This window comes from Paenibacillus spongiae (assembly GCF_024734895.1).
Lineage (GTDB): Bacteria > Bacillota > Bacilli > Paenibacillales > Paenibacillaceae > Paenibacillus_Z > Paenibacillus_Z spongiae.
In genome coordinates, this window is record NZ_CP091430.1 from 4,459,229 (window position 1) to 4,484,193 (window position 24,965).

The 24,965-nt window shown below is 52.9% G+C and carries 20 protein-coding genes; 2 read left to right on the forward strand and 18 right to left on the reverse strand.

The window, feature by feature from the left end; genetic code table 11:
* Positions 1-32 precede the first annotated feature (32 nt).
* The 13 genes from L1F29_RS20215 to L1F29_RS20275 all read right to left on the reverse strand — a co-directional run bounded on the left by L1F29_RS20215 (position 33) and on the right by L1F29_RS20275 (position 18,326).
* Positions 33-3,329 (reverse strand): DEAD/DEAH box helicase, encoded by a 3,297-nt coding sequence (locus tag L1F29_RS20215; protein WP_258383858.1) that lies wholly within the window; start codon positions 3,327-3,329, stop codon positions 33-35.
* Positions 3,330-3,681: 352 nt separating this feature from the next.
* The gene (locus L1F29_RS20220; protein WP_258383859.1) at positions 3,682-4,569 is read right to left on the reverse strand and encodes a leucine-rich repeat domain-containing protein; all 888 of its coding nucleotides are present in this window, start codon (positions 4,567-4,569) and stop codon (positions 3,682-3,684) included.
* 73 nt (positions 4,570-4,642) lie between these two features.
* Positions 4,643-5,596: a sialidase family protein gene (locus L1F29_RS20225; RefSeq protein WP_258383860.1), complete on the reverse strand. Its 954-nt coding sequence runs from the start codon at positions 5,594-5,596 to the stop codon at positions 4,643-4,645.
* Complete coding sequence (locus L1F29_RS20230) at positions 5,593-6,630, reverse strand: TIM barrel protein (RefSeq protein WP_258383861.1); 1,038 nt, start codon at positions 6,628-6,630, stop codon at positions 5,593-5,595. The genes L1F29_RS20225 and L1F29_RS20230 overlap by 4 nt, the downstream gene beginning before the upstream one ends.
* 2 nt (positions 6,631-6,632) lie before the next feature.
* Complete coding sequence (locus L1F29_RS20235) at positions 6,633-7,808, reverse strand: Gfo/Idh/MocA family protein (RefSeq protein ID WP_258383862.1); 1,176 nt, start codon at positions 7,806-7,808, stop codon at positions 6,633-6,635.
* 146 nt (positions 7,809-7,954) lie between these two features.
* Positions 7,955-9,211, reverse strand: coding sequence for a DegT/DnrJ/EryC1/StrS family aminotransferase (locus tag L1F29_RS20240; RefSeq protein WP_258383863.1), 1,257 nt, complete (start codon positions 9,209-9,211; stop codon positions 7,955-7,957).
* A gap of 86 nt (positions 9,212-9,297) precedes the next feature.
* The gene (locus L1F29_RS20245) at positions 9,298-10,479 is read right to left on the reverse strand and encodes a hypothetical protein (RefSeq protein WP_258383864.1); all 1,182 of its coding nucleotides are present in this window, start codon (positions 10,477-10,479) and stop codon (positions 9,298-9,300) included.
* A 229-nt stretch (positions 10,480-10,708) separates the two neighbouring features.
* The gene (locus tag L1F29_RS20250) at positions 10,709-11,860 is read right to left on the reverse strand and encodes an ROK family transcriptional regulator (RefSeq protein ID WP_258383865.1); all 1,152 of its coding nucleotides are present in this window, start codon (positions 11,858-11,860) and stop codon (positions 10,709-10,711) included.
* A gap of 235 nt (positions 11,861-12,095) precedes the next feature.
* Positions 12,096-13,265, reverse strand: a complete 1,170-nt coding sequence (locus L1F29_RS20255; RefSeq protein WP_258383866.1) for a M20 family metallopeptidase — start codon at positions 13,263-13,265, stop codon at positions 12,096-12,098.
* Positions 13,266-13,365: 100 nt separating this feature from the next.
* A complete protein-coding gene (locus L1F29_RS20260; protein WP_258383867.1) occupies positions 13,366-15,099 on the reverse strand; it encodes a dihydroxy-acid dehydratase in 1,734 nt (577 codons plus the stop codon).
* Positions 15,100-15,145: 46 nt separating this feature from the next.
* On the reverse strand, positions 15,146-16,441 hold the full coding sequence (locus L1F29_RS20265) for an aspartate aminotransferase family protein (protein ID WP_258383868.1): 1,296 nt from the start codon (positions 16,439-16,441) through the stop codon (positions 15,146-15,148).
* 180 nt (positions 16,442-16,621) lie between these two features.
* The gene (locus L1F29_RS20270) at positions 16,622-17,572 is read right to left on the reverse strand and encodes a 6-phosphogluconolactonase (protein ID WP_258383869.1); all 951 of its coding nucleotides are present in this window, start codon (positions 17,570-17,572) and stop codon (positions 16,622-16,624) included.
* A 40-nt stretch (positions 17,573-17,612) separates the two neighbouring features.
* Positions 17,613-18,326, reverse strand: a complete 714-nt coding sequence (locus L1F29_RS20275) for a PIG-L deacetylase family protein (protein WP_258383870.1) — start codon at positions 18,324-18,326, stop codon at positions 17,613-17,615.
* A 244-nt stretch (positions 18,327-18,570) separates the two neighbouring features.
* Here L1F29_RS20275 and L1F29_RS20280 point away from each other — a divergent pair, with 244 nt between their 5' ends.
* Positions 18,571-19,455: an AraC family transcriptional regulator gene (locus L1F29_RS20280; protein WP_258383871.1), complete on the forward strand. Its 885-nt coding sequence runs from the start codon at positions 18,571-18,573 to the stop codon at positions 19,453-19,455.
* Between the two features lie 153 nt (positions 19,456-19,608).
* Here L1F29_RS20280 and L1F29_RS20285 read toward each other — a convergent pair whose 3' ends face one another.
* Positions 19,609-20,058 (reverse strand): SRPBCC family protein, encoded by a 450-nt coding sequence (locus L1F29_RS20285; RefSeq protein ID WP_258383872.1) that lies wholly within the window; start codon positions 20,056-20,058, stop codon positions 19,609-19,611.
* 141 nt (positions 20,059-20,199) lie between these two features.
* Here L1F29_RS20285 and L1F29_RS20290 point away from each other — a divergent pair, with 141 nt between their 5' ends.
* Positions 20,200-21,012 (forward strand): AraC family transcriptional regulator, encoded by an 813-nt coding sequence (locus L1F29_RS20290; RefSeq protein ID WP_258383873.1) that lies wholly within the window; start codon positions 20,200-20,202, stop codon positions 21,010-21,012.
* Positions 21,013-21,158: 146 nt separating this feature from the next.
* On the opposite strand, the gene L1F29_RS20295 is transcribed toward L1F29_RS20290, so the two are convergent.
* From L1F29_RS20295 to L1F29_RS20310, 4 genes are all read right to left on the reverse strand, one after another.
* On the reverse strand, positions 21,159-21,506 hold the full coding sequence (locus L1F29_RS20295; protein ID WP_258383874.1) for a LapA family protein: 348 nt from the start codon (positions 21,504-21,506) through the stop codon (positions 21,159-21,161).
* A 442-nt stretch (positions 21,507-21,948) separates the two neighbouring features.
* A complete protein-coding gene (gene cyoD / locus L1F29_RS20300) occupies positions 21,949-22,299 on the reverse strand; it encodes a cytochrome o ubiquinol oxidase subunit IV (RefSeq protein ID WP_258383875.1) in 351 nt (116 codons plus the stop codon).
* 1 nt (position 22,300) lies between these two features.
* The gene (cyoC, locus tag L1F29_RS20305; protein WP_258389749.1) at positions 22,301-22,927 is read right to left on the reverse strand and encodes a cytochrome o ubiquinol oxidase subunit III; all 627 of its coding nucleotides are present in this window, start codon (positions 22,925-22,927) and stop codon (positions 22,301-22,303) included.
* A gap of 39 nt (positions 22,928-22,966) precedes the next feature.
* Positions 22,967-24,937 carry a cbb3-type cytochrome c oxidase subunit I gene (locus tag L1F29_RS20310; protein ID WP_258383876.1) on the reverse strand — a complete coding sequence of 657 codons (1,971 nt, stop codon included), beginning with the start codon at positions 24,935-24,937 and terminating at the stop codon, positions 22,967-22,969.
* Between the last annotated feature and the right edge of the window lie 28 nt (positions 24,938-24,965).

Sequence of the window (24,965 nt, forward strand, 5' to 3'; positions counted from 1 at the left end):
GCGAGAATCCGATGCTGGCCGCCGAAGCCCTATTATTCGATCATCAGAATTTCCCGGATGTCCTGCTCCGTCAGTCCGGACAATGCTTCCTCGCCCGGACGGATCACCTCATCGATGAGATTGATCTTCCGCTGCTGCAGATCGAACATCTTATCCTCGACAGTCCCTTGGGCGACGAGACGGATTACTTGAACGACGTTCTGTTGCCCGATCCGATGTGCTCGGTCGGCGGCCTGCTGTTCGACAGCCGGATTCCACCATAAGTCGTAGAGGATAACGGTGTCTGCGCCTGTCAGGTTCAGCCCGGTACCGCCTGCCTTCAAGGAGATGAGGAACAACTCGCGCTCCCCATCGTTAAATCTGGTGCATAGCTCTACGCGCTCCGAGCCGGGCGTTTGACCGTCCAAGTAGAAATAAGGAACGCCTTGAACGCCGAGCTCCCGTCCAATCAGGCCAAGCATCTGTGTGAATTGCGAGAAAACCAGTACCCTCCTGCCCGCGTTCCGGCACTCTTCGACGATCTCCTGCAGCTGTTCGAATTTGGCCGAGCTGCCTGCATAATCGTCCACGAATAGAGCGGGATGGCAGCAGAGCTGCCGCAGCCGGGTTAAGCCCGCTAAAATTCTGATCCGGTTCTGTTGGAAGCTGTCATCATTCAGATGCTTCACTGTTTCCTGCCTTAACTTAGCCAGATACGCCACATACAGCTTCTTCTGCTCTGGCAGCAGCTCGGATGCTTGCAGCGTCTCGATCTTGTCCGGCAGCTCCTTCAGTACATCGCTTTTCAGCCGACGCAGGAGAAACGGCCTGATCCGCCTGGCCACTGCCTCACGCGATAAATCATGGAACCCCTTCAGGTCCGGGAACAGCCCGGGGAAGATCACGTCAAAGATCGACCATAGCTCCTCCAGCCGGTTCTCCATCGGCGTTCCGGTAAGGGCATACCGGTATCTCGCCTGAATCAGCTTCACCGTCTGGGCCGTCTGCGTCGTGTGGTTCTTGAACATCTGTGCCTCATCCAGGAAGAGCGTATGAAAGGCATGTTTCACATACAGCTCGGCATCGCGCCTCAGCAGCGGATAGGATGTGATGACGACATCCGTGTGAGTCATATCTTTGAGCAAGCGGCTGCGTTCTGTTCGGCTGCCATCGACAATAACCGTTTTAATTCCGGGTGCGAATTTCGCAAATTCGTTGCGCCAGTTGTAGACGAGAGAAGCCGGGGCGACAATGATAGCCGGACGGCCTTCCTGCCTGATCTCCGTCAGGACAGACACGACAAAGGCGATGCTCTGCAGCGTCTTGCCGAGGCCCATATCGTCGGCAAGAATGCCTCCGAAGCGGTAATGAGCGAGCGTCTTCAGCCATTGGTAGCCATACTTCTGATAATCGCGGAGTATAGGCTCGAGATTGCCAGGGACAGGAAAGTCCAGATTGTCCGGACTTCTCATGTTGTCCAGCAGCCGGCGGAACGATCGGCCCAGCTTCACCGTATTCCCCGAACGGTCGGCATCCATCATATGCAGGCCCCGGACAACGGGAAGTCGGAATTGGGACCCTACAATATCTTCATTCCGAATGCCGACCTCGTTAAGGAATCGGATCATTTCTTGTAGCTCCTCGGCCTCCAGCGGCAATAGAGCACCGTTTGGCAGACGGTAATACCGGCGCTTCTCCTCGAGAGACTGCAGCAGCTTGCGAATCTCCGTCTCCGGAATGCCGCCCATATCGAACTTAATTTCCAGCCAATCGGTTCGCTCATCTACATCTACCGTTATCTTCGGGTGTACAGGACCTTTATGGAGCCTTACCTTCACGGCCGACGTCGCATATACCGTCAGCAGCTTCTCCAGCTGCGGAACGGTATTGTGCAGAAAATCGAATTCCGCTTCTTCATCGTCCATGAAATAACCGGCTTCCGTTCTGGTGATCGTATGCTGGTCCATTAGCTCCAAGATTCGCCGTTCAAGCTCCCCGTCCCGCATGAGGATATGCCCTCCATGTCGCTTCTGAGCATTGTCGTCTAACGGATTTATGATGATGCTGCCATATTGAAATTCGAGTCCGGCGAGCAGCCGGTCCCTGACACGGTCCAGGTAGAGCTTCGCCTTCAGCGGCGTTTGAATAATACGGTTCGAAACGGCCTCGGCAATATGAACCTTGCCCATCCTCATAAGTCCAGGGATAACCTTCTCCATGAAGGTCTCGATCATCTCCGGCCGAATCTTCACTTGCTGCCTGGCGGACGTATCCAGCATCCCCTTCAGTTCGGTCAAGCGCTTGCATTGCTCGGCGGGCAGCTTTAACAGCTTTCCTTCGAAGAGGACGATGCTGTAAGATTCCATGACGGTAATTCCATCCAATCCTTTGATGTCCAATCGGTAACCATTGGCTGCGTCCTGGTCAAACTCGAATTGGAGCGGAAGCCGCTCGTCCGTTATCCGAATGCCTTCATAGATGCCGCTCTCCTGTTCCACGCGTACCGAAGGGGCATCGATCAACAGCGGCAGAAGCGTTTCCCACGAGACAGGGGGAACCGGCAGTATCCGATCGCTTCCCTTATTGGATGCCGAATGAATAGGATAAGAACTTACAGTATCAAGATACATCGTTTCGTTCTGAATAATATGAATCAACTGCCTGATCACCGCATCGGTTTCTTTCGGGAAGCTGTGGAGCTCAGGATCGTAGGTAAAATGTCTGGAGAACGTATAGACTTCTCCGCGGTCGATCCGGTCCAGAAACGCTCTGATGTCCTGTACGATATACAGCCGCTTGGGTCCGACCTTCATTTCGATGCCGAACATCAGCTTACGATAGCCGCAGAAATAAGGTTTGCACATGAACTCCACATCCAGCGGCTCTCTGGTATCGAAGCGATGCGCTGCGCTTCTCGGCCGCAGCGGCCTCCCTCCGAACAGCCCCAACAGGCCGTTCAATAGCTGCAAATTATCTGAGTCGGTACTTGAATCCTGATGGCCGTGCTTATGATCTCCAGGCTGAAGAAGCGAAGTATCCGCCTGCTTGGTTGTCTCGCTGCCTCGCCGAAGCGCTTGAATATTCAGCAATACGGCTGCGATATGTTTACAATACTTATCAAATGTGAATAAAGCCGAGCAGCTGCATCGCGCCTCCACGACTCCGTCCTGATCCAACTCGATGCTGACTTGATCGAATCCATTATCGTTTACCTTCGCATCGAATCGGGTCCATTCGGCATTACTTGACGTAATCGCGACTTTTCCCCGTCGAAGGGAAGCCAGCCCCTTCTTATACGCGAGTTCGCCGCACAGCCCGATCACATCCTGCTCTGTTAACTGAATACTCATGGTTGAAAATCCATCCTTTATTTAACCGCCTGTCTTTGGTTAGTCCGATGATTAGAACAAGCCGTTTCGCAGGCAGAATACACTATGTTCTTCGCATTAGTGCCTAAGTTTCTTCATTCTATCACTCCTCCACGCATCAAACCATCTCTACGGCCGCGGCAGAGAAAAAGAAATGGCAAACGCCGGGTTTGGCAGCGAACAACGCTTCTTCCCTGGGAAATTAAGAAACGTATCGAAAAATCTTTCTATTGTTAACTAAAACGCCGTTCTTTCTGCCTTCAAGGCAGCAGAACGGCGTTTTTCGAATGAATCTATTGTCATATCAAGAAGCGGCTACCTGAGGCACCCCGCTCTAATCATAGCTGAGCATGAAATGACATTCCGGCATCGCTGCTTTCAAATCCGCAATTACGTCATCGCTCAAATCGAGGTCGATTAACTCCAGATGGCGCAAGGACTTGAGCTGCTTCACGACGTTGACGTCCTTCAGATTAGGATTCGACGATAAGGTAAGATGTCTCAGCCCCTGCATCGATTCCAAGACGCTAATATCCGAGATATCATTCTCGGCAAGCGTAAGGTAGATCAGATTGGTCAGCTTCGCAAGCGGCGCGATATCGCGGATGCGATTCGTGTGCGCGTCCAGGTAGGTCATCTCCACGCAATCCTTGATCGGCGTTAAATCCGATACCTCGTTTGCGTTGATTGCGATCCCTTTGATATGCGGCAAGTCCTTGAATACGCTAATCTCACGCAGCTTGGAGTGATAGAAATAGACCTTGTGCAGCTTCTTCAATCCCCGCAGCGGCGATAGATCGCTAATTTCAGATACATACAACCACGCGTTCTCCAGATTGTGCAGGGCATGTAACGGCGAAATATCCGATATCCCGCAATCGACAAAGCTGATATCCCGCAGATTTACAAGTCCGGTTATAAACTCCAGGCCGGAGAACGTATTTTTGCGCGCGGGCTTCATGTCTTCCGGCAGAAACGGATCATTCGAGACAAAAAGTCTTTCAAGGCGTACGAGCGAACGCAGCGGAGATAGATCGGTCAGCCAATTGTCCTGCAATTCGAGATCGACCAGGTTATGAAATTTGGCAAGATCGCCGATCTCTTCGAGCTCCCTATTATTCAGCTTTAAATGGGTGATGGATAACAAATCCGAATCCGTTAGCTCTCCCGTTTCTTTGCCCAGCTGCTTCCTTACTTCTGCCTCTATGATTCCGTTGTTCACCGTCAGAGCGCCCCTGTCCATGTTATCGATTCATACTTGATCTAACGTTAACAACGTTAACTCATCTTATTGTCTACCTGCAGTCGATCTCCCAGAAGACAATCCGTTCACGCTTCCACGTATATGTGATGAGCAGTTTACCGTCCCTCTTAATGATAGCCGGATAAGAATACTCGCCGGGCTCATTCTCCAATACAAACCATTCGCGCCAGGTGGCTCCGTCATCCTCGGACAGGCTGACGACGAGCGGCGTTCGAAGCCTCGAATCGCTTATCGGATTATGGACCAGCGCCAGCTTGCCTTCACCCAGCTTCACGAGATCGATGCCGCTGTTATTATTGGGCAGATCCGTTGCGTAGGCTTCGCTCCAGGTCGCGCCGGTATCCGCTGAATCGCTCCGGTAGATCGATCCCGCTGTACTGCGGAGCAGCATATGGATCTGTCCCGCCTCAGACTCCCACATAGCAGGTTGAATGACCCCTTTGCCTCGCAGTCCTTCACGGTTCAGCGGTACGATTTCGCTCATGGTCCAGCTCTGCCCTTGATCGCGGCTGATATCGACGAAGGCGTCCCAGACCTCTGACTCCAGCGAGGCCGGAGCAAGCCACGTTCCGTTTTGCGAAATGATCGGCTTGTTGCGGACCGGACCTCTGCCGCCCTCGTCCCCTTCCACAAGCGCGTACGGCTCACCCCAAGAAGCGCCTTCGTCCCGCGATTCGATCACACGGGTGTACCACCTCGGAATCGTATGGCCTACTTTATAGTATAAATAAAGGATGCCATTGTCGCCTTGGAACAACACCGGATTCCAGTGGGCGATACCGGGTTCCCCGGCAATCCGTTCCGGAGCCGACCAGTGCCCGTCCATTCGGCGCGAGCACCAGATGTCGACATCGGATTCTCCTTCATCGGTTCCGCCGAACCATGCCGCCAGAATCGAGCCGTCCGCAAGCGCGACCAGCGTGGAAGCATGACAGCTGGCGAAAGGACGGGAGTCTTCAAATAGATATTGTTTCACTGCCGTCATCGGCGTGACTCACCCATTAAATGGTCGAGCACGTAGGCATCCAAGCCTTCGTAATCCCGCGCTTCGACAAATGCCCGCTCCTTCTCTCTGTCATACGTCCGCACTTTGTCCGCCAGACGAAGGAACGTCTTCTTGCTGTTCTCCAGATGCTTGAACGATATCTCTTGAGGCTGGGTACGCATGACCTTTACATCGAGGCCGATAAATTCCCCGTTCTTGCCGTAATCGTTATCGACGAGCACGCGCACTTGGTTGAACGCTCTGCGCAGATTGTCCGACCCGAAAGCTTTATCCTGGTCATACTTCAAGCCGTTCTGATCGTTCAGATGAACGCTCCAAAGCTTATTCAGCGCGAGCGCATATCCCATCTCGTCAGAAGGGTCCAGTCCGGCCAATATGCAGTGCGCGGATTCGATCAGTCCGCCGACACGGTTTGGATCGATCGTGGAATATGCCAATGACAGCGCATGTCCGATTGTCGGGATATAGGCATGATCCATCGGCTCGTTCGGCTTCGGCTCGATCAGAATTCGAATGGCGGGATCATACTCCAGCATCTGATTGATCGCATCGATCAGATAGTGAACGGAAGCGGCCGGATTCTTGGCTTCGCGGATATAGGTTCCCTCTCTTGCCAGCCAGAGCACAAGCCTGTCTGTTCCCATCTCCCTGGCGATGTCGATCGTCTGCTTCGACCGGTCGATGGCATACGCGCGTTCCTGCGCATTGTTGGAGGTGTATCCCCCGTCGATCCCTTTGCTGTTATCCCACAGCCTTGGTGCCAGAATTTCCGCTACAAGTCCATGCTCATCCAGCATACGCCTCATAGCGGCAGCTTCCTTGACGACTTCCGCATGCGATTTTCCATCGATATCGGGGACGACATCGTCGTCATGGAATTGAACACCTTCGAATCCGAGCTCGCGATATACGGCCAGCTTTTGCTGAAACGAATAAGAGGACCTGACGGGAGCTCCGAAAGGGTCGCTCCCTTCGTGAATATTCCAGGGTCCGAATGAGAATCGAAACGTCATCGTTATACCTCTCCTTTGGATGGGATTGGAACCCATTGTCTGGTTTCCGAGGAACGCTCTACGGCATCCAATATGAGCTGGTTGCGGTAGCCGTCTTCGAAATTCGGCATCGTGCTCTTGTTCTGGGCAATGCCACCCATCAACTCATGCAGCAGATTAATGAACGTATGCTCGTAACCGATGATATGGCCTGCCGGCCAGTAAGCCCCGGTAAAGGGATGAATTTCTTCGGTGCAATTAATCGTGCGGAAGCCTTGAAGCCCCTTCTCGTCCTCTTCCATATACACCGACAGGTTGTTCATATTCTCCATATCCCAGCGTACAGAGCCCTTCGATCCGTTGATCTCGAACCGGTTGCCGTTGCGGTTGCCCTTGGCGAACCGCGATGCTTCGAAGACGCCCATCGCGCCGCCTTCAAAGCGGGCAAGAAACGCCACAGCATCATCGACATCCACCTCGCCCATGCGGTCGCCTTGTACTTGAGCGTTCAGCCCGCCGCTCATCTCTCCGAGCGGACGCTGCTTAATGAATGTATTCATCATGCCGCTCACTTCCGATATTTCACCGACGAGATACCGGGCCAGATCGATCGAATGGGCCATCAGATCGCCGTGAGTTCCCGAGCCGCACACTTCTTTGCGAAGCCGCCAAACGAGCGGGAAATTGGGATCCATGATCCAGTCCTGCAAATAGTTCGCGCGTATATGATAAATCGTTCCGAGCCTTCCATCGTCAATGAGCTGCTTGATATAGCGGATGGCCGGCACGAAGCGATAGTTGTGGCAGATCATGTGAACGACACCGGCTTTATTAACCGCGTCGAGCATCCGGCCGGCTTGTTCGACGTTCATCGCAAGCGGCTTCTCGCACAGAATATGCTTGCCCGCTTCTGCTGCGGCGATGGCAATCTCCACGTGAGCATTGTTAGGCGTGCATATATCGATCATATCGATGTCGTCCCGTTCGATAAGCCGGCGCCAATCCGTCTCATATGACGCCCATCCCATTTTTTCCGCGGCGCCGCGGACGCCTTCCTGGTCGCGGCCTGCGATCGCCTGCATGACAGGCTCTGCTTCGGGATCAAAATAGAAGGGGAGATCTCGATAGGCATGGCTGTGGGCTTTCCCCATAAACTTATAACCGATCATACCGACACGTATCTTACGTTTGGCTGTCATTTGATCACGCTCCTTAAAAGTTTTGTCACCTTCGACCGCTAGGTCGTGGCAAAACTTGCTCTGTGTGCAGTAACCAAGGTTGTGTCTTCCAATGACTGATCTTGTAATATGAAATGAGAGAAAGGCCAATTAATGGATCGCTTTATTCATAGCGAGCCCGCTGTTTTGCAGATAGCACGTATGACATCGTCGCAATCATCATCCGTCATATGTTGATGAAGCCCGATGGAAATCGCTCTGCTCAGCAAATCCAGCGTAACGGGACACATATCCCTTGAATACTGAACATTGCCTTTGTAACTCTGACAGTTCCAAGGCGTATCGTTCTCGGAGGCTCCTCTTTTCTCCATCACATACGTCCAGTTCTTATAGATGTGACGATCCGCAAATCCGTTATTATTGATCGTCCCATTCGGAATGCCTTCTCGGGACAGCTGCTTCGAAAAGGCTTGCGACTGCTCCGCAGTCGGCAAATAGAAGACTAGACTGTAAGAGACGTCGCCCTTCGGATCGGGAATCGTCTGCAGCCGTATCCCTTCCAAATGGCCGATGCCGGCCGTTATGACGGATTTGATATGCTGAAGCTTTGCTATAATGGCATGAATCCGTTCCGATTGCGCGAGCGCAAGCGCTGCATTGATCTCGCTTAGCCGGTAGTTTTCTCCGGGGAACGGCGGCTCCTGAATGCCGCCATTCATATCCCAATAGACGAATGCGGAATCGTGATAAATATTGGCCCTGGCGTACGTCTTCTCATCATTGGTCAGAAGCATGCCGCCCTCGCCGGCCGTTATCAGCTTATATTGCTGAAAGCTGAAGCAGCCTGCCTGACCGAAGGAGCCCAGCGGCCTTCCTTGGTAGGAACCTCCATTCGCCTGTGCGACATCCTCGATGACAATGAGGTTATGCCTGCTAGCGACATCCAAGATGGCATCCATCCGGCATGGAACGCCGCGCATATGAACCGGAATAACCGCTTTGGTATGCGAGGTGATGGCCGCTTCGAACGCTTGTGCATCCATCGTCAACGAATCGTCCACTTCCACAATAACCGGAACGGCACGGGCTGTGAGCACGGCCGCCGCCGTAGCAATATACGTGTAAGCGGGGACGATGACTTCATCTCCCGGCCCGATACCGGCACCGATCAGCGCGGCGACAAGCGCCGATGTTCCGGAATTGACGGCGAGCGCATATTGCGTGCCGACTGTTTCGCGATACAGCTTTTCCAGCCGGTAACACTCCGACTGCTCTTTATCCCCGCCATAATAACGGAACACCCGCTTCTTCTCCAATACCTGAAGAACAAGCTCCTTCTCGCGCTCCCCAAACTCCTCCGTGCTCAGCATTCCGAAATCCCATGGCTTCGTTCGAACGGGTTGGAAGGTGCTGTCCGTGCTCATTTTGTAAGCCCCCAATCGCCCAGGCAAGTCAACGTGCTTGCCATGCTTGCTCCTACGTTGATCATATTTATTCTCCCGTCCCGATATTATGTTAGCTCTTGAAGGAATTGCTTGGCCGCCTGAACGAAGATGCCGCTAGCCTCTTCGCTATAAGGTGTCGTATTCATCTCGTAACCGCCCAGTCCATCCCGGTATGCGCTGCTTGTAGGCAGATAGCCGCAGTAGCCGTTTGCTACCGCGGAGAACCACGTCGATGGGAAAGGGGACTCGGCTTGAAGAATATTCACATAGCCGTTGAACACTTCACAGGACACGGAGAGAATGACCAGGTCGCCGATCCGGTTCCCGTGCAATACGACGGGGATAGAGGGCAGGAAGTATCCTTTGCGTGTCGGCAGCTCCACTGTGCGTTCCAAGCTGTACAGCGGCATCCCGCCGACCGGTACCGACTGCTTAACCGCTTCCATTATCTGCTGGAATAGCTCATGAGCTATGCGCTTCACCCAAGGATAGGTGTCCGACTCCTCATTGCGGTAATGACCGTAAGGTCCGACATCGCCCAGAAAACCCTGAATAAACAACGCAGTAAATCCATGCCCTTCGCGCTCTTCCCATTCACTCATGGCCAATCCTACGAATTCGGAGGAAACCCGGTTGAGCGGATTTGTCAGCAGCGTAGGATGAACGGCGCAATTGACAAGAGCTCCGATCAGCTTGCCTTCTTCATCCTCAAATACGGCTACGTTCAATGCCCTGTCGACCGGAAGCTCCTCATTATGCTGAAGATGCGGCCGGCGATTGACAGCGATCATATTGCTTCCCGATGCCGCACGAATACGAACCGGCTGCAGATGGCTCGCCGCCTCGGAGATGGCTTGCGCAATCCTTGCGGTATACTTCGCCCCAAAATGCTCCGGCGCGCTGTGCGTATGCGTGGCATGTACGGAAACCGACTCCTCCTGAACTCCAGCTGATTCCGCCCATTGCCGGCGGGTTCCCACTGGGAAGGTCTGCAGCAGATGACGATATGTCCCCACTTTCCCCCCAGGATCGGATGCTTGGAAGGTCTGCTCATTCGTCAGGCAGCAATCGACGCTTACGATAACCTTGCGGCTCCCTCCGTTTTCCAGGACGATTACGCGGGCGTATAAATCGTCGAGGATGTCCGATTCGGATTCAGCAATATGGACGTTCGGGTCATACCCCTGCAGAGGCGCGGGCTCCTCCGGCGTGATTCTCACCTTGCGAAAAGCGGCTTTCAACATCATTCGTTATGACTCACCTCATTTTCCGTCTCCCAATCATCAGGCAGAGTTTCGTACTCGCCCCAAGTGAAATAATTGCGGCTAATATGACTGTATTTACTTTACGAGATGAATTATATATTACGAATCTGCCGATGTAAACCCTTTCTTATCCTAAAAAATCCAATGTTTTTCTGCAACATATAACAAGCCCATCCGGAACCGGATGGGCTTATTCGCTGCATTCAAATGGTTATGATCCTCTTACCTCCAGCCGTTCGATTTCTTCGGTCAAGCAGCGGCTTCCGGCCAGTGCCAACGCTCCCATTATGCCCTGCCGGTCATGAAACGAGCTTTTCGCAAGCTTCATCCCTACCGTTGCAAAGCGGTTGGCTCTGAGCAGAATCGTTCGCTTGACCTCTTCGAATATGAGCGGAAAATGATCGAATACGGGGCCTCCGACGAAGACCATAGCCGGATTAAATAAGTTGATGACGTTGCTCAGCACGACTCCGATCGATTTCCCGGCCGTAATGCATACATCCAGCGCATTCTTATTGTTCATGCCGTAAGCATCCAGCATTCGGGGACCGTCTCCCTGCTTATTGCGGTATTCCTCTTCGAGCATCGGATAGGTGACGGTGGTCTCCAGGCATCCGTAATTGCCGCATAAGCAGCGGTAGGTTTTATCGTCCACCGTTATATGCCCCAGCAGGCCGGCTACATTGTTGAAGCCCCGGAGAGGCTGACCGTTAATGAAGACGCCCGCTACCACGCCGAAAGCAATATGGACGACGATAAAATCCTCGATATCACGGGCTTTGCCTAGGATCTTCTCCCCGCAGGCCATCGCCCGCCCGCTCTCCTCGAGATAGACGGGGCAGCGGTACCGCCGCTCCATCTCATGCACGATATTCAGATTGTCCCAGCCGTTGCAGTTGGGTATATTCAAGATTCGGCTCCGCCCGGAATCCACGATCCCGGTAACGCCGATGCCGATTGCATCGATATGCGTCCGGCCGGATTCGTTCAAGAAGGCGTCGATCCGCATCATCAGCTCTTGAAGAACGTCCTCGCGTTCATCAAATTCCGTCATGAGATATTCATGTTCATGGCTTATTTCGAGATTATAGTCCGCCAGTGCCAGGCGAACGCGGTAACCACCGATGTCAATGCCCAGAAAATAAAATTTGTCCGGATTCGGATAGAGGAGCACTTCCTTCCTCCCCTGACCGCTGCCGATCCGGTTGCCTTCGACGATAAACCGCTGCTCGAGCAGCATTTTGCTTATTTTCGTAATGGACGCCTGAGACAGCCCGGTTTTGTCGGCCACTGTTTTTCTGGAGATGCCGCCGCTTTGTTGTATGGTTTGGAGAACAAGCAGTTCCGACGGGCTTAACTTCATTCCTTTCATCCTTTCTAACGAGTGGGGCAGGAAGAACATTCCGCCTGTCCGGCGGTTGTTCGTTTCAATCGTTCTCCCTAGTATAGCAGATATAATTCAGTGAGTAAATTAATTAGATGACCCCGGCCATCCAAACGGGCATTTCTTACACCAGCTTAGCGGTGGCCGCAAGCAAAAAAGACAGGCCTCTTCCGCAATCGGAAGGGTCTGCCTTCAATGCAACATCACTGGACGATTATGCCTTTACAGCGAGAAAATCATCGATAAACCGCAGGTACGATCTCGTTATCGTCTCCAGTTCCCGAATCTCGACATACTCCACATCGCCGTGAGCGGTAAGGGCGTCGGGCCCGTGGCATAATACGGGGACTCCAAAGGCTTGACCGAAGATGCCCGCATCCGTAACGATCTTCTTGCCTACCAGCGGGTATTCGATGTTCCGCTCTGCAACGACGGCCCGGCTCAGAGCATGGAGAGCCTCGCTATTTTTATCGATCCGATAGCCGTCGCGTACCTTCTTCATATCCAGCTTGATCTCGACTCCATGCTTGGCCGCGATCCGATCCAATCCTTCTCTCGTTGCCTGAACCACGTCCTCGAACTTCTCCGAAGGCGCGTAACGTCTGACGCCGGTAATCGAAGCGGTTGCCGGGAACTGATTATAGAATTTGCCGCTTTCGATCGCGCCAATGAAGTAGGAAGCGTATCCGATATCCTCGATCTCCGTCTTCTCCAGCTCCCTGTTCCATTCCTCGAACAGCTGAACGACCTCCGCAGCGATCGTAATCGGATGCGGTGTGCCAACCGGCGCCTTCAGCTGATGGCAGGTCTCGCCGGCACGCTCGATCGCAATTTCGAACGTTGCCGAGCCCAGCTGGGCGACCGTGCAGTCTGTCGTTGCGCCTTCCATTACGATGACCGCGTCCGCTGTCAGCGGCACCCGCTCGACCAGAGCCGTGAGATCTTCTCCTCGGCCACCCGGGCTTTCGTGCAGGCTGTTGGCGATTACCACAATATTGCCCGGCAGCTTCGTGTTCGTTTCCTGCAGGCAGCGCAGCACTTCCACCATGCATGCGAGAGAGCCCTTCATGTCGCATGTGCCTCTGCCATATATGCGACCTTCCTTCACCGCCGCATCTTCATGGGCAAGCGGAATGACATCCATATGACCGTTGAAAATAATTGTTTTCCCTGCATTCTTCTCCCCATATACCGCAACAAGCGTCGGGTTGTTCGGATAATACTCATAGCGTTCCACTGAGCAGCCGACTTCCTCCAACATCTGTACGTAACGATCGGCAACGTCCTTCGAGTTTCCGGTAATGCTCTCAATGTTCACAAGCTCCAGCGTGTCTCGGATGAGGCGCTTCGCGTCCACTTTATCCAGGATGGTCTGTAATGACATGATCATTCGTCCTCCCTCGCCAAAATAAGTTGCATTCCTTGTTCGAAGCAATGAAAACGCATTCGAGAATCAGGTGAATCAGGCTGCGGCGGCCGACCTTCTATCCTCTGCCGACAATCGGCGGAACGAATACGGCATCTTCCTTGCTGCCAGGACGAAGAACATCCAGATCGCAGCCTTCCGGAGCTTGCAGCGTATGGTCGGCGAACAGCCTCGGATATCCGCGCTTATGCTGGGGCTTCGGCGGCTGCCAGGCTGCCAGCCGTTCAGCGATTTCGCCATCTTCCAGATCGAGGCGTATCGTTGAAGCTTCAATATCGAGCTCAATCCAGTCGCCTTCTCTTACGATCGCCAGAGGTCCGCCAACGGCCGCCTCCGGCGCAGCATGTAGAATTACGGCACCGTAGCTGGTTCCGCTCATGCGCGCATCGCTGATCCTAACCATGTCCCGGACGCCTTGACGAAGCAGCTTCGCCGGAATCGGGATCGAGCCCCACTCGGGCATTCCCATCGCGACCGGTCCGCAGTGCTTGAGGACCAATACGCTCTCTTCGGTAACTTCTAGATCGTCCGTGTCGATACGCGCCAGCATGTCCTGGTAGCTCTCGAATACGACGGCTTGACCGCGGTGCTTGAACAGATGAGGCGAGACGGCCGATTTTTTGATGACGGCCCCCTGCGGCGCAAGATTGCCCTTTAAGATCGCCAATCCGGCGCGGGCCTTGAAAGGGGTCTCCAGCGAGGCGATCACCTCTGCCGATGATTCATATTCGGGCATTTCCCGTCCATAGATTTCGCCAATGGTCTCTCCCGTACATCCGAGACAATCTTGATCGAGCAGCGGCAGAATATTGTGAATGACGCGGCGCAATCCGCCGGCTTTATGAAAGTCGTCCATACTGTATGAGCCGGCTGGCTGCAGATTGGCAATCAGCGGAATATTCTGCGTCAGCTCCTCATAGCGTTCGATCGGAATGCGGATTCCGAGTCTGCCGGCAATGGCCGTCAGATGAATCGCCGCATTGGTGGAGCCGCCCATCGCCGCGAGCAGCTTGATTGCATTGTTGAACGCAGACTCCGTCATCAGGCGCGAAGGCGTAAGATTCTCCCGGACCATCTCGACGATCCGCATGCCGGTCGCTTCGGCCGCTATTTTGCGCCGGGAATCGGTCGCCGGAATGCTGGATGTGCCCGGGAGCATCATGCCAAGCATCTCCGAAAGCCCTTTCATCGTCGAAGCCGATCCCATGACCGGACAGCCGCCCAGGCTGCACGATATGGATGTTTCGAGCTCCTTCCAGTCTTCCTCCGATAGAAGCCCCGCTTTGTAATCATCCGAATACTTCCACAGATCCGTTCCGTAGTTAACCGTCTTGCCGCGGAAGGTGCCCGATTTGCGGTGTCCGGCGGCAAACTGCAGCGCAGGCAGATCGCAGCTTGCGGCAGCCATGAGCTGGCCGGGCGCGGTCTTGTCGCATTCGCACAGCATCACGATGCCGTCAATCGGCTGCGAACGGACGCTTTCCTCCAGATCCATCGAGAGCAGGTTCCGGTACAGCAGGTCCGAAGGCTTCATAAAGTCGGACGGCGTCGAAATGGTATGCATCTCGATCGGATAACCGCCGGCGAGCAATACGCCTCTCTTTACGTATTCAACAAACTCTTTATGGGGATAATTGCAGCTGTTCAAATCACTCCATGCATTGAATATGCCGATAATCGGCTTCCCGACGAACGTATCGGGATTATGGCCCATCGCCCGCATAGCCGTACGATGTTGAAAGGTTAATTCGGCGTTCTCGTTCTCAAACCATTCGCTGCTTCGTAATTTCATGATGTTCCCCTTTCGAATTCGATCTGTTCACTGCCCTCGCAATCTTTTATTCTGCCAGCATTTCCTTCAATACGGACTCAATGACTTCCAGCGTATGATCGATATCCTGCTCCGTGTGGCTGTAGCCGACATGATTCCGTTTCAGGTTCATCGGCATTTTATAAATCCCTCTCTCGAGGAGCTTCTTCCGGTAACGAACGTAGAAGTCCGCGTCGTTATGCTGGAGATCCGTATAGTTTTGCGGCATGAAATCCATGAAGTACGTCGTCCAGACGGATCCGAAACCGGCTACAACCGCCTTCATTCCTAGTCTAGCATGAATCTCCCTTATTCCGCTGCGCATCCGTTCCCCAAGTCGGAATACATGCTCGTGTACGGGTTCGCGTTCCATCAGATCGATCGTCGCAATCGCAGCGGCCGTACCGACCGCGTGGCCGTTGTACGTACCGGCAAACCACACGTCGCCGCCCGGATACGTGTTGAAGCGCTGCATATATTCTTTCTTCCCGGCGACGGCTGCAATCGGATATCCATTCGCCATCGCTTTGCCCATTGTCGTTAAATCAGGCGTTACCCCTGCCACCTTCTGGAAGCCGCCGATATCATGCCTGAAGCCGGTAATGACTTCGTCAAATATCAATAAGGCGCCGTAGGCTTCGCATAGATCCTTCAACCCCTGCAAAAACCCGTCCTGCGGTAAAATGCAGCCAATATTGTGCGGAATCGGCTCTACAATCAGCGCGGCAACTTGTCCGTCATTCTCCTTGAAGGTCCGTTCAACATCCTCCAGGTCGTTGTACGTGCAGATGAGCGTATTGTCGATCGCTTCATCCATCATCCCCGCGGAGCCCGGATCCCGCTTCCCGATCATATCCCACTTGCTCAGCATATTACGGGCCACATAGTCGTGCCAGCCGTGGTAGCATCCCTGGAATTTGATCAATCTCGTTCGACCGGTAACCGCCCGTGACAAACGGATGGCATGATAGGTTGCTTCGGAGCCCGAATTACAGAACAGCACCTGCTCCGCAGACGGAACGTTGCGGCAGATCATCCGGGCCAGTTCAATTTCCAGATCAGTCGTGCCGACGCCATACAAATCGGTCCTTTGAATCGCCTCGATCACTTTGCCGTTCACATACGGATGGTTATGTCCAAGAATATAAGGACCGAACGCCGCCTGATAATCCAAATATTTATTGCCGTCCGCATCATAAATGTATGCGCCTTCAGCTTTCGTAAAGATAAGGTGGGGATCGACGTTGCGAATCGATGTATGCACACCGCCGGGAGTATACAGATTGGCTTCCTCATAAAGCTCTTGGCTGCGTTTTGTTTCCACTGGACATCCTCCTAATTTCACACCGCTTATATTTTTTTAAACAGCGTTTATAGTACGTAATAATGCTATTCTACCAGCATGACGAAATTTCCTCTACCCCCAAAATTAAAAAAAGCAGAAAAGACCTTCGATTAGGCCCGTTCTGCCGCTTGTTTGCTGACATAAATGCTGTTCAAAAGGTTAATTGCAATCTGCTTCCAGCGGTCCCGCCAGCTCCTTGAGGAAGAACAGTTTGCCTGGAAGCGTAGGCATGTAGGTAGAAGGAATCCAGATGTCGGGACCGTAGCGAAGCGTCGTCCACAACGACATTCCCTGCCACTGCATTCCTCTTCCCAATGCACCGTCGCATCCCCCGATAATACGGTCGGATTGCAGGAACAACGCCGGCCCAATCGTATTCGCGGTGCATGGGACAAGCGTGGTCCGGCTCTTGAAGCTTGTTATCGCATTCTGCTCGATCGTAAGCGGATGAAGCTTGGCGCCGATCCGGTAAGCCTGCGCCTTCCACTGCTCTTCGGTTTCGTACTCCGCTGCGAAGTGCGGCTCCCAGAAGGCGATATGGCACATCCGTCCGATCCCGAAGATCGTAACTAACTTGGCGCCTTCCGATTTGAGCTTGGCAATCTTGTCCGCATATGTCGGTAAATTCGTCTTCGTGGCAAAATTACGCTGCTCTGCCGGTACCGTCAGCTCGCCCAGCGGACCATAGAATGCGCTTAGCATGGCGTTCTGGAAGGCGCCGGGATTCGTCGGTTCCAGCGTATTGCCCTCCTGATCGCTCCATTCATCCATGTTATAGCCATGCACATGGCTGCATGAAACGTTCCACGCCTTCAGGAAATAGACGGCCCACTTGTACATGCCCATCGGTCCGACGGGAAGAATAAGCGCCAGCTGGCGGCCTTCATCTGCGGATCGTTTAATTTCCAGCGCAATTTCGTGGCCCAGCATCATATCGAAATCATGAATCTGTTCACAAACTACCGGTTCGAAGTCGGGATGCCAGAATGATTGGCGCTCTATAATCGCTTCAGGGGGATGGCTGCAGCACTGATCGATCTTTTCCAAGTCCCAGCCTGCCGGGAAGAAGGTATCGAGCAGCGAACCATGCTTCGTGCTTAGAAAGTCCATGCGATCACTCCTAACATAAATGGTGGTAATTTTATGCTGCCTACGGAAGCAGCCGCTGCGTCGTCATGCGCGGCCATGCCTGGCAGCGCCTGAAGCCTTCCGCATAGGTTACGCCGGATTGAATACCGCGGAACCTGGAGCAGCTTTGCACGAATTCAAGAAAATCAATGCCGTCATGCTCCTTCAACCAGGCAAGCTGACTTTGGTGGCAGTTGTTCATCTGAAGCTTAATGTCGATCATATCGGTAATATCCACATATTCTTCCGGTACGAAATTGACCCCTGCCAAGGTGTCCATATAGTAGATGGGCACAATTCGTCCGTAAGCTGGCACATCGGGCAGCATGTGCGGGACGGTAGCCGAGAAGCTGGCATCGTACACCGCCTTGCTCACCTCTTGATGATCCTTCATGTAATCTTCCGGATTGTGCGTAATGATATAATCCGGTTTGACCTCGCGGACAAGGCGGATCAGATCATGGACCATCTCTTCATTCTCCGACTTGACCTGCAGGTCCGGCACATGGAGCGAATGAACCTCCGCACCGATCAGCCGGCCTGCATCCTTCGCTTCCTGTGCGCGTATGACGCGCAGCTCTTCCGGCTGAATCACCACATGACCCTTGTTTCCATTGGCGACATGGCACATCGTTACACGGTGACCCAGACTGCTCAGCTTCGCCAATGTTCCGCCACAGCCGATCTCCAGATCGTCCGGATGACAGCCCACGGCCAGAATGCTCATTTTTGCCATGCTTTCTATACTCCTCTCCTCAGCCGACCCTGTTTTTGAACGCCTGTCTGCTTCCATTAGGTGTATTCACGTTCATCATAACGTCTTTAAGCCGCTAAATATTTATCAAAATGAGCAGAATATGTATCTAATCTGCCGCTCTTCTTATTCTCACTGCCGGGAAGAAACGTTATAATAGGGACAAATGATCCAAGATCGAATGAACGAATCCTTCGTCTATTCGATCAAGCCGGGAGTCGAAGAAATGAAATTCGTCCAAACGGAGCTAAACGAGATTATTAGTATCCAAAACCTCATTTCTTTGCATGATTTCGAATTTTCAAAGGACTTTTCTTTTCAAGGGGAGCGGCATGATTTCTGGGAGTTTCTGTACGTGGATAAAGGCGAGGTCGAGGTGTTCGCCGGTGAGGATGGGTACAAGCTGAAGCAGGGCGAGGCGATCTTTCACAAGCCGAACGAGTTCCATGGCGTACGGGCGAACCGGAGAACCGCTCCGAACGTTATCGTCGTCAGCTTCGTATGCACGTCGGCTGCGATGGTTTTTTTCCATGACAAAATATTCAGCCTCGATACACGTCAGCGGGAAATGCTGGCGCAAGTGTTGAAGAACGGTTACTTGGCCTTCCAGCCTCCATTCGACGATCCGCACGAACATACGTTAGTCAAGCGCTCGAATGCTCCCGCCGGAACCGAGCAATTAATCAAAATCTATCTGGAGCTGCTTCTGGTAAGTCTATTGCAGAGCGGCGATGCCAAGCAGCGGGAACAGCCGCTCTCCTTCGCCACCAAGGAGCGCAGCGAGCTGGAGCTGTTTAAGATGATGACGCATTATATGGAACAACATGTGGATGATCCGATTACGCTCGACCATATTTGCAAGCGATTTAATCTCAGCAGGAGCTATGCGGTTACGCTGTTCCGGGAACGGGCAGGCCAAAGCATCATGAAATATTTCAAATCGCTCAAGATCGCCAAGGCCAAGAGGATGATCCGCGAAGAGCAGCATAACTTCTCCCAGATCGCCTTCATGTTAAATTACAGCAACATTCACAATTTCTCCCGGCATTTCAAATCGGTCACGGACATGTCCCCTTCGGAGTATGCCAGATCGGTCAAAGCGAAGCTGTAAGAAGAAGAAACCGATTTCGCCGTCTTCTGCAGCGAAAGCGCACAACCTAGTCTTTCAGATCTTGCGAAAAAACCCCGATCAGACGAAGCTGCACGGGATGCTTCTTCGTCTGATCGGGGCTTTGATCGGGGCTCTGAACAGTGCTACGCCAGCTTACCAGCCTAGATCCAGCGTCTTTCCGGTTTCCGCAAAGGTCTTAATATTCGAAAGGATCATCGGCCAAGACTTCTTCGTATTCTCGTATGATGGATGATCATCCGGCCAAAGATCGTTCACCAGCGTCAGCTTCGTGCACGCGCCGACGGGCTCGAGCTCCATCGTGACACGCGTCTCCAGCTCCTCATGATTCTCGCGGTAGGACGGGCCGGCATGCTCCGTATAGCTCATCACCCGGCTAGGTTCGAAAGCTAATATTTTGCCATATACATGAACGGTCTCATCGCCATCATTGCCAGGTCCAACATAAGCATAATCATCGCCTACCTGGAACGTCGAGCGAATCGTGCATCCGAACATCGTTTGCTTGACGGCTTCGTCGGCGATCAGGACTTGCCATACCTCTTCAGGCTTCGCGCCAACATAGATTTCATAAGTAAGATCCATCATTCTACCTCCACAGATTCATGTTCATCATGCCAATCGAATTCTCGATCGCTGCCCTAATACTACTTGACAAGGACGGGCATGTATTGTAAAAATGCGACAAAGATGATTTCCAGTTGAAACTGCATGGGAGGACAACGGATGAATCCAACTAACAACGCACACCGGAAAGGAATTCTGCATCCCGGCATAGGCGATACGAAGTTTTCTTTGGACCGGTTTCCGCCTTCCATTGAGACAGGCTTCTTTATCCAGAACTATTGGATTATCCAATGGGATTTGCGAGGTCAGGCGCCTTACCGCCAAACCGTTATCTCCCACCCGAATGTCAATATGGTCATTGAGAAAGACAAAACACGCATATACGGGATATCAAGCGCCACTTACAGCCAGCTTCTTCAGGATCAGGGCTGGGTGGTAGGGATCAAGTTCAAACCCGGCGGGTTCTATCCGTTCTGGAGCGCTCCGGTATCCCGGCTGACCAACAAGTCTATCGATGTCGAGGACGTATTCGACGTGAACGGCTTATCGCTAAGTGACGATATCTTACAAAGTCAGGACGATATCGGGCTTGCTGCTCAGCGGATAGACTCGTTTTTTAGAGAGCGGCTGCCCCAGCAGGATTCGAATGTCGAATATATTTGCGAGCTCGTCTATCGGATCCGTGACGACCGGTCGATACGCCAGGTCAACGATGCCGTTCGCATAAGCGGACTTCATCAACGCACCTTGCAGCGCTTGTTCGACCGTTACGTCGGGGCAAGCCCCAAGTGGGTCATACTGCGCTACCGGTTACACGAAGCCGTAGAGCGTATGAGCCAGGCAGGCAGCCAGGACTGGACGGGACTATCGCATGATCTGGGCTATTACGATCAATCCCATTTCATCCGCGATTTCAAATCGATTATTGGACTGTCGCCAGAAGAATATTTGCACGCGAATGTCGGACAGTAGCTACAAGCTGCGAAAGACTTCACTGTCCTTATTCCGCAGACGAGAAGGCAGCCGCTATCCGGAGTTCGTCTCCTTGATCGGCTGCCTTCCTGTACATTCATATGTCGAATATGATCCTCGTGTGAGGGAAAATCTTTCCCAGAAGTCTAGCGTTCCTTCGGAAGCCTGGCCGGTTTTCCTTCGTCGCCTTGCGACGGTTTGTCAGCGGCAATCTTGACAAGAACGTCGCTTCCTTCCTGCTCCTTCAGCCCCAATGCCGCCAGCTTCTGGTCAAGCTCCCGAATGCGGCGCTGCAGTTTATATTGTCTTACGATGCCAAACAGGCCGACCGTCAAACCGCCTAACAAGGTGGAAACGAGGATGACGAGAATAAGCGGGCTCTCCGTCTTGGTAAATAGAAAATTGACTTGCACGGCATCCACATTTATGACAGCGAATACCGCCGTTATCAATGCAAATAGAAGCGCTGCGATAATCGACCACTGTGCTTTCATGACTCACCCTTCTTCCATGTACGTATGAATCCATTGCTTATGTATACTTCCCGCTCATTATACTGCTCTTCGCTTGCATCGTTCAAGCACTTTCAATACCATCGCCGCCCTAAGAAGGAAACGCTGCCCGATGATACTCGTACAGCAAGCCTTAATAAGTGATGCCGATTGATATAACCGTCGTTTAAGAACAACAACCTCCACCTCAATAACGCAGCAGACAGCCAGTGAATAAATCCGGCTGTCTGCGGTGCGATTTGGGCTTGCTTCTCTTCCCGCCTTGCTTTGAGCCCAGTGCGGATTCTCTGTACGCCGGATAGACGTCGGGGAATTGTCTAGATCAGTATTGCGTAAAAGAAGAAAGGGGAGGCTTACATTTCCCTAACAATAAAAAAAAGGCCGCCCCAAGTGATTTCCACTTGCGGACAGCCTTATTGAACCATTAATGAGCGACTGTATTATTCGTCATAATCCAGATGGAACCTGCTACGATCGTCACGACGATGACAAGCCCGAAGATAAGCGTCATCAGATTATACCGCGGTTTGTCTTCTTCGCGCAGATGCATGAAGAAGAGCAATTGGACCAAGAACTGAAGCACCGCCGTGATCAGCAGGACGGCCATAGCCGCATTGCCTTCAACGAGGTCGTTCAAGATCGCGACCAGCGGAATAATCGTCAGTACGATCGACAATAAGAAACCGATGAGGTAAGACTTGAACGAGCCGTGCCCTTTGTGTTCGCTGTGGCCGTGGCCACCAGCACCGTGTGTTCCGTTTGGCTGATGTGCCATCTTACATCACCCCCATCATATAAACAATTGTAAAGACGAAGATCCAGACCACGTCCAGGAAGTGCCAGTACAAGCTGATGACGTTCACTTTGCGCTTGGTCACCGTTGTAATGCCGTGCCTGGAAAGCTGAATCATCAGCCCGATCATCCAAACAAGACCCAGAGATACGTGCAAGCCATGCGTGCCGACCAATGTATAGAAGGCCGACAGGAATGCGCTCGTACCGATCGTAGCATTCTCTGCTTGAACCATATGCACGAATTCGGTTATTTCAAGTGTAATAAAGGATGCCCCGAGCAGCGCCGTAACGATGAGCCATCCAATAAGACCTTTGACGCTGCCGCGATTCATGGCCAGTACGGCCAATCCGCTGGTGAAGCTGCTCGTCAGCAGGATGAACGTCGATGCGATGATGCCCGGCATCTGGAACAATTCTTCCGCTGTCGGACCGCCGTTCGTGTTGCCCCGAAGGACGATGTAGGTCGCAAACAACGTACCGAACAGAATACAGTCGGTAATAAGGAAGATCCAGAAGCCGAAGGTTTTCAGCGACTCGTGGTCTTCATGCTCATCATGCGAACCCCCGGCGGCGCTGTGTCCGCCGGCATCCGCATGCGCGGCTTCCATCAATTTGCGCTTGCGTTTCTCAAAAAATGTTGATTCCATTTAGACCGACCCCCTTAACGCCGCTTCCGTTCGTTTAACCTCATCGACCGGAATGTAATAATCCGTGTTGTACGTGAACGAACGTACGAGCATGCAGATCGCAACTCCCGCAAGTCCCGGTATTGCCATCCAGAGCCAATCAAATACGAAGCCGAAGCCTGCAATGAACCAGCATAACGATTTGATGAACGGTATGCCCGAATTGCGAGGCATGTGAATCGGTTCAAGCGGCGGCTGCGGTGCAGGCTTGTGCCCTTGCTCGCGGCGCTGCTTCTCCTCCCACCATTCATCCTGTGCGGTAACTTGAGGCAAGGTGGCAAAGTTATAGACAGGCGCCGGCGATGGAATCGACCATTCCAGCGTACGTCCGTTCCAAGGATCGCCTGTCGTATCGCGCTCCATGAACTTGATGCTGTGCGCAATCTGCCATACTTGGAACAGGAAGCCGATCCCCATCAAGAAGCCGCCGATGGTCGACACCATGTTGAGCGGGCCCCAGCCCATATCCCAGCCGTACGTGCTTACGCGGCGCGTCATGCCGTCCAGACCAAGGAAATATTGCGGCATGAAGCAGACATAGAACCCGATATTCCACAGCCAGAATGCCCACTTGCCAAGCTTTTCATTAAGCTTGAAGCCGAACATCTTCGGCCACCAGTAATAGAGACCTGCGAAGTATCCGAAGGCTACGCCGCCGATCAGCACCTGGTGGAAGTGCGCAATCAGGAAGTAGCTGTTATGGAACTGGAAGTCAGCCGGCGCGACGGAGAGCAGGACGCCCGTCATCCCGCCGATGACGAAGCATGGAATGAAGCCCATGGTCCACAGCATCGGTGACTTGAACGATATCCGTCCGCGGAACATGGTGAACAGCCAGTTGAACACCTTCACCCCGGTCGGTATGGCAATAATCATCGTCGTGATGGCGAAGAAAGCATTGACATTCGCACCCGAGCCCATCGTAAAGAAGTGATGCGCCCAAGTGAAGAAGGAAAAGAAGCTGATGCTCATAAGAGCAAACACCATCGATTTATACCCGAACAGCTTCTTGCGGGAGAATGTCGCCACGATCTCCGAGAATATGCCGAATGCCGGAAGAACGACGATATACACCTCTGGGTGACCCCACATCCAAATCAAGTTGATATACATCATCGGGTTGCCCCCGCCGTCCAGCGTGAAGAAATGCGCGCCGAGATACCGGTCCAGGAACAACAGCGCCAGCGTCACCGTCAGAATCGGGAAAGCAAAGATAATCGTAATACAGCTTGACAGCGTGGACCAGGTAAACATCGGCATCTGCATCAGCTTCATGCCCGGTGCGCGCATTTTCAAGATTGTGACGATAAAGTTGATCCCGGTCATCAAGCTCCCGATACCCGAGATTTGAATGCCCCAGATATAGAAGTCCTGTCCGACGCCCGGACTATGCGACAGCTCCGACAGCGGCGGATAGGCCAGCCAGCCGGCATCCGGCGAGCCGCCGATGACGAATGACACGTTGAACAGCATCGCGCCCCAGAAGAACAGCCAGAAGCTGAGCGAGTTGAGGAACGGATATGCAACGTCACGCGCCCCGATTTGAAGCGGTATGACGATATTGAACAAACCGAACATCAGCGGCATGGCCATGAATAGAATCATGATGACGCCGTGTGTCGTGAAGATCTGGTTATAGTGTTCCGGATTTAGGAACTCCACATCCGGCATAACAAGCTGCGTACGCATGAGGAGCGCATCCACGCCGCCCCGGAAGAGCATTAGTAATGAAGCGATGATATACATGATACCGATTTTCTTATGATCGACGCTCGTCAGCCATTCGCGCCAGAGCCAGCCCCATCTTTTAAAATAGGTCAAGACGAACACGATGGCAATCATCGTCAACGCGATTCCGACATCGGCCCCATAAATGAGGGGGTCGCCCGTTACGAAAAACTCCGATGCAAACTCCTTTATACTCTCAAACATGCGGTCTCTCCTCTCTTTCGTCCATTAG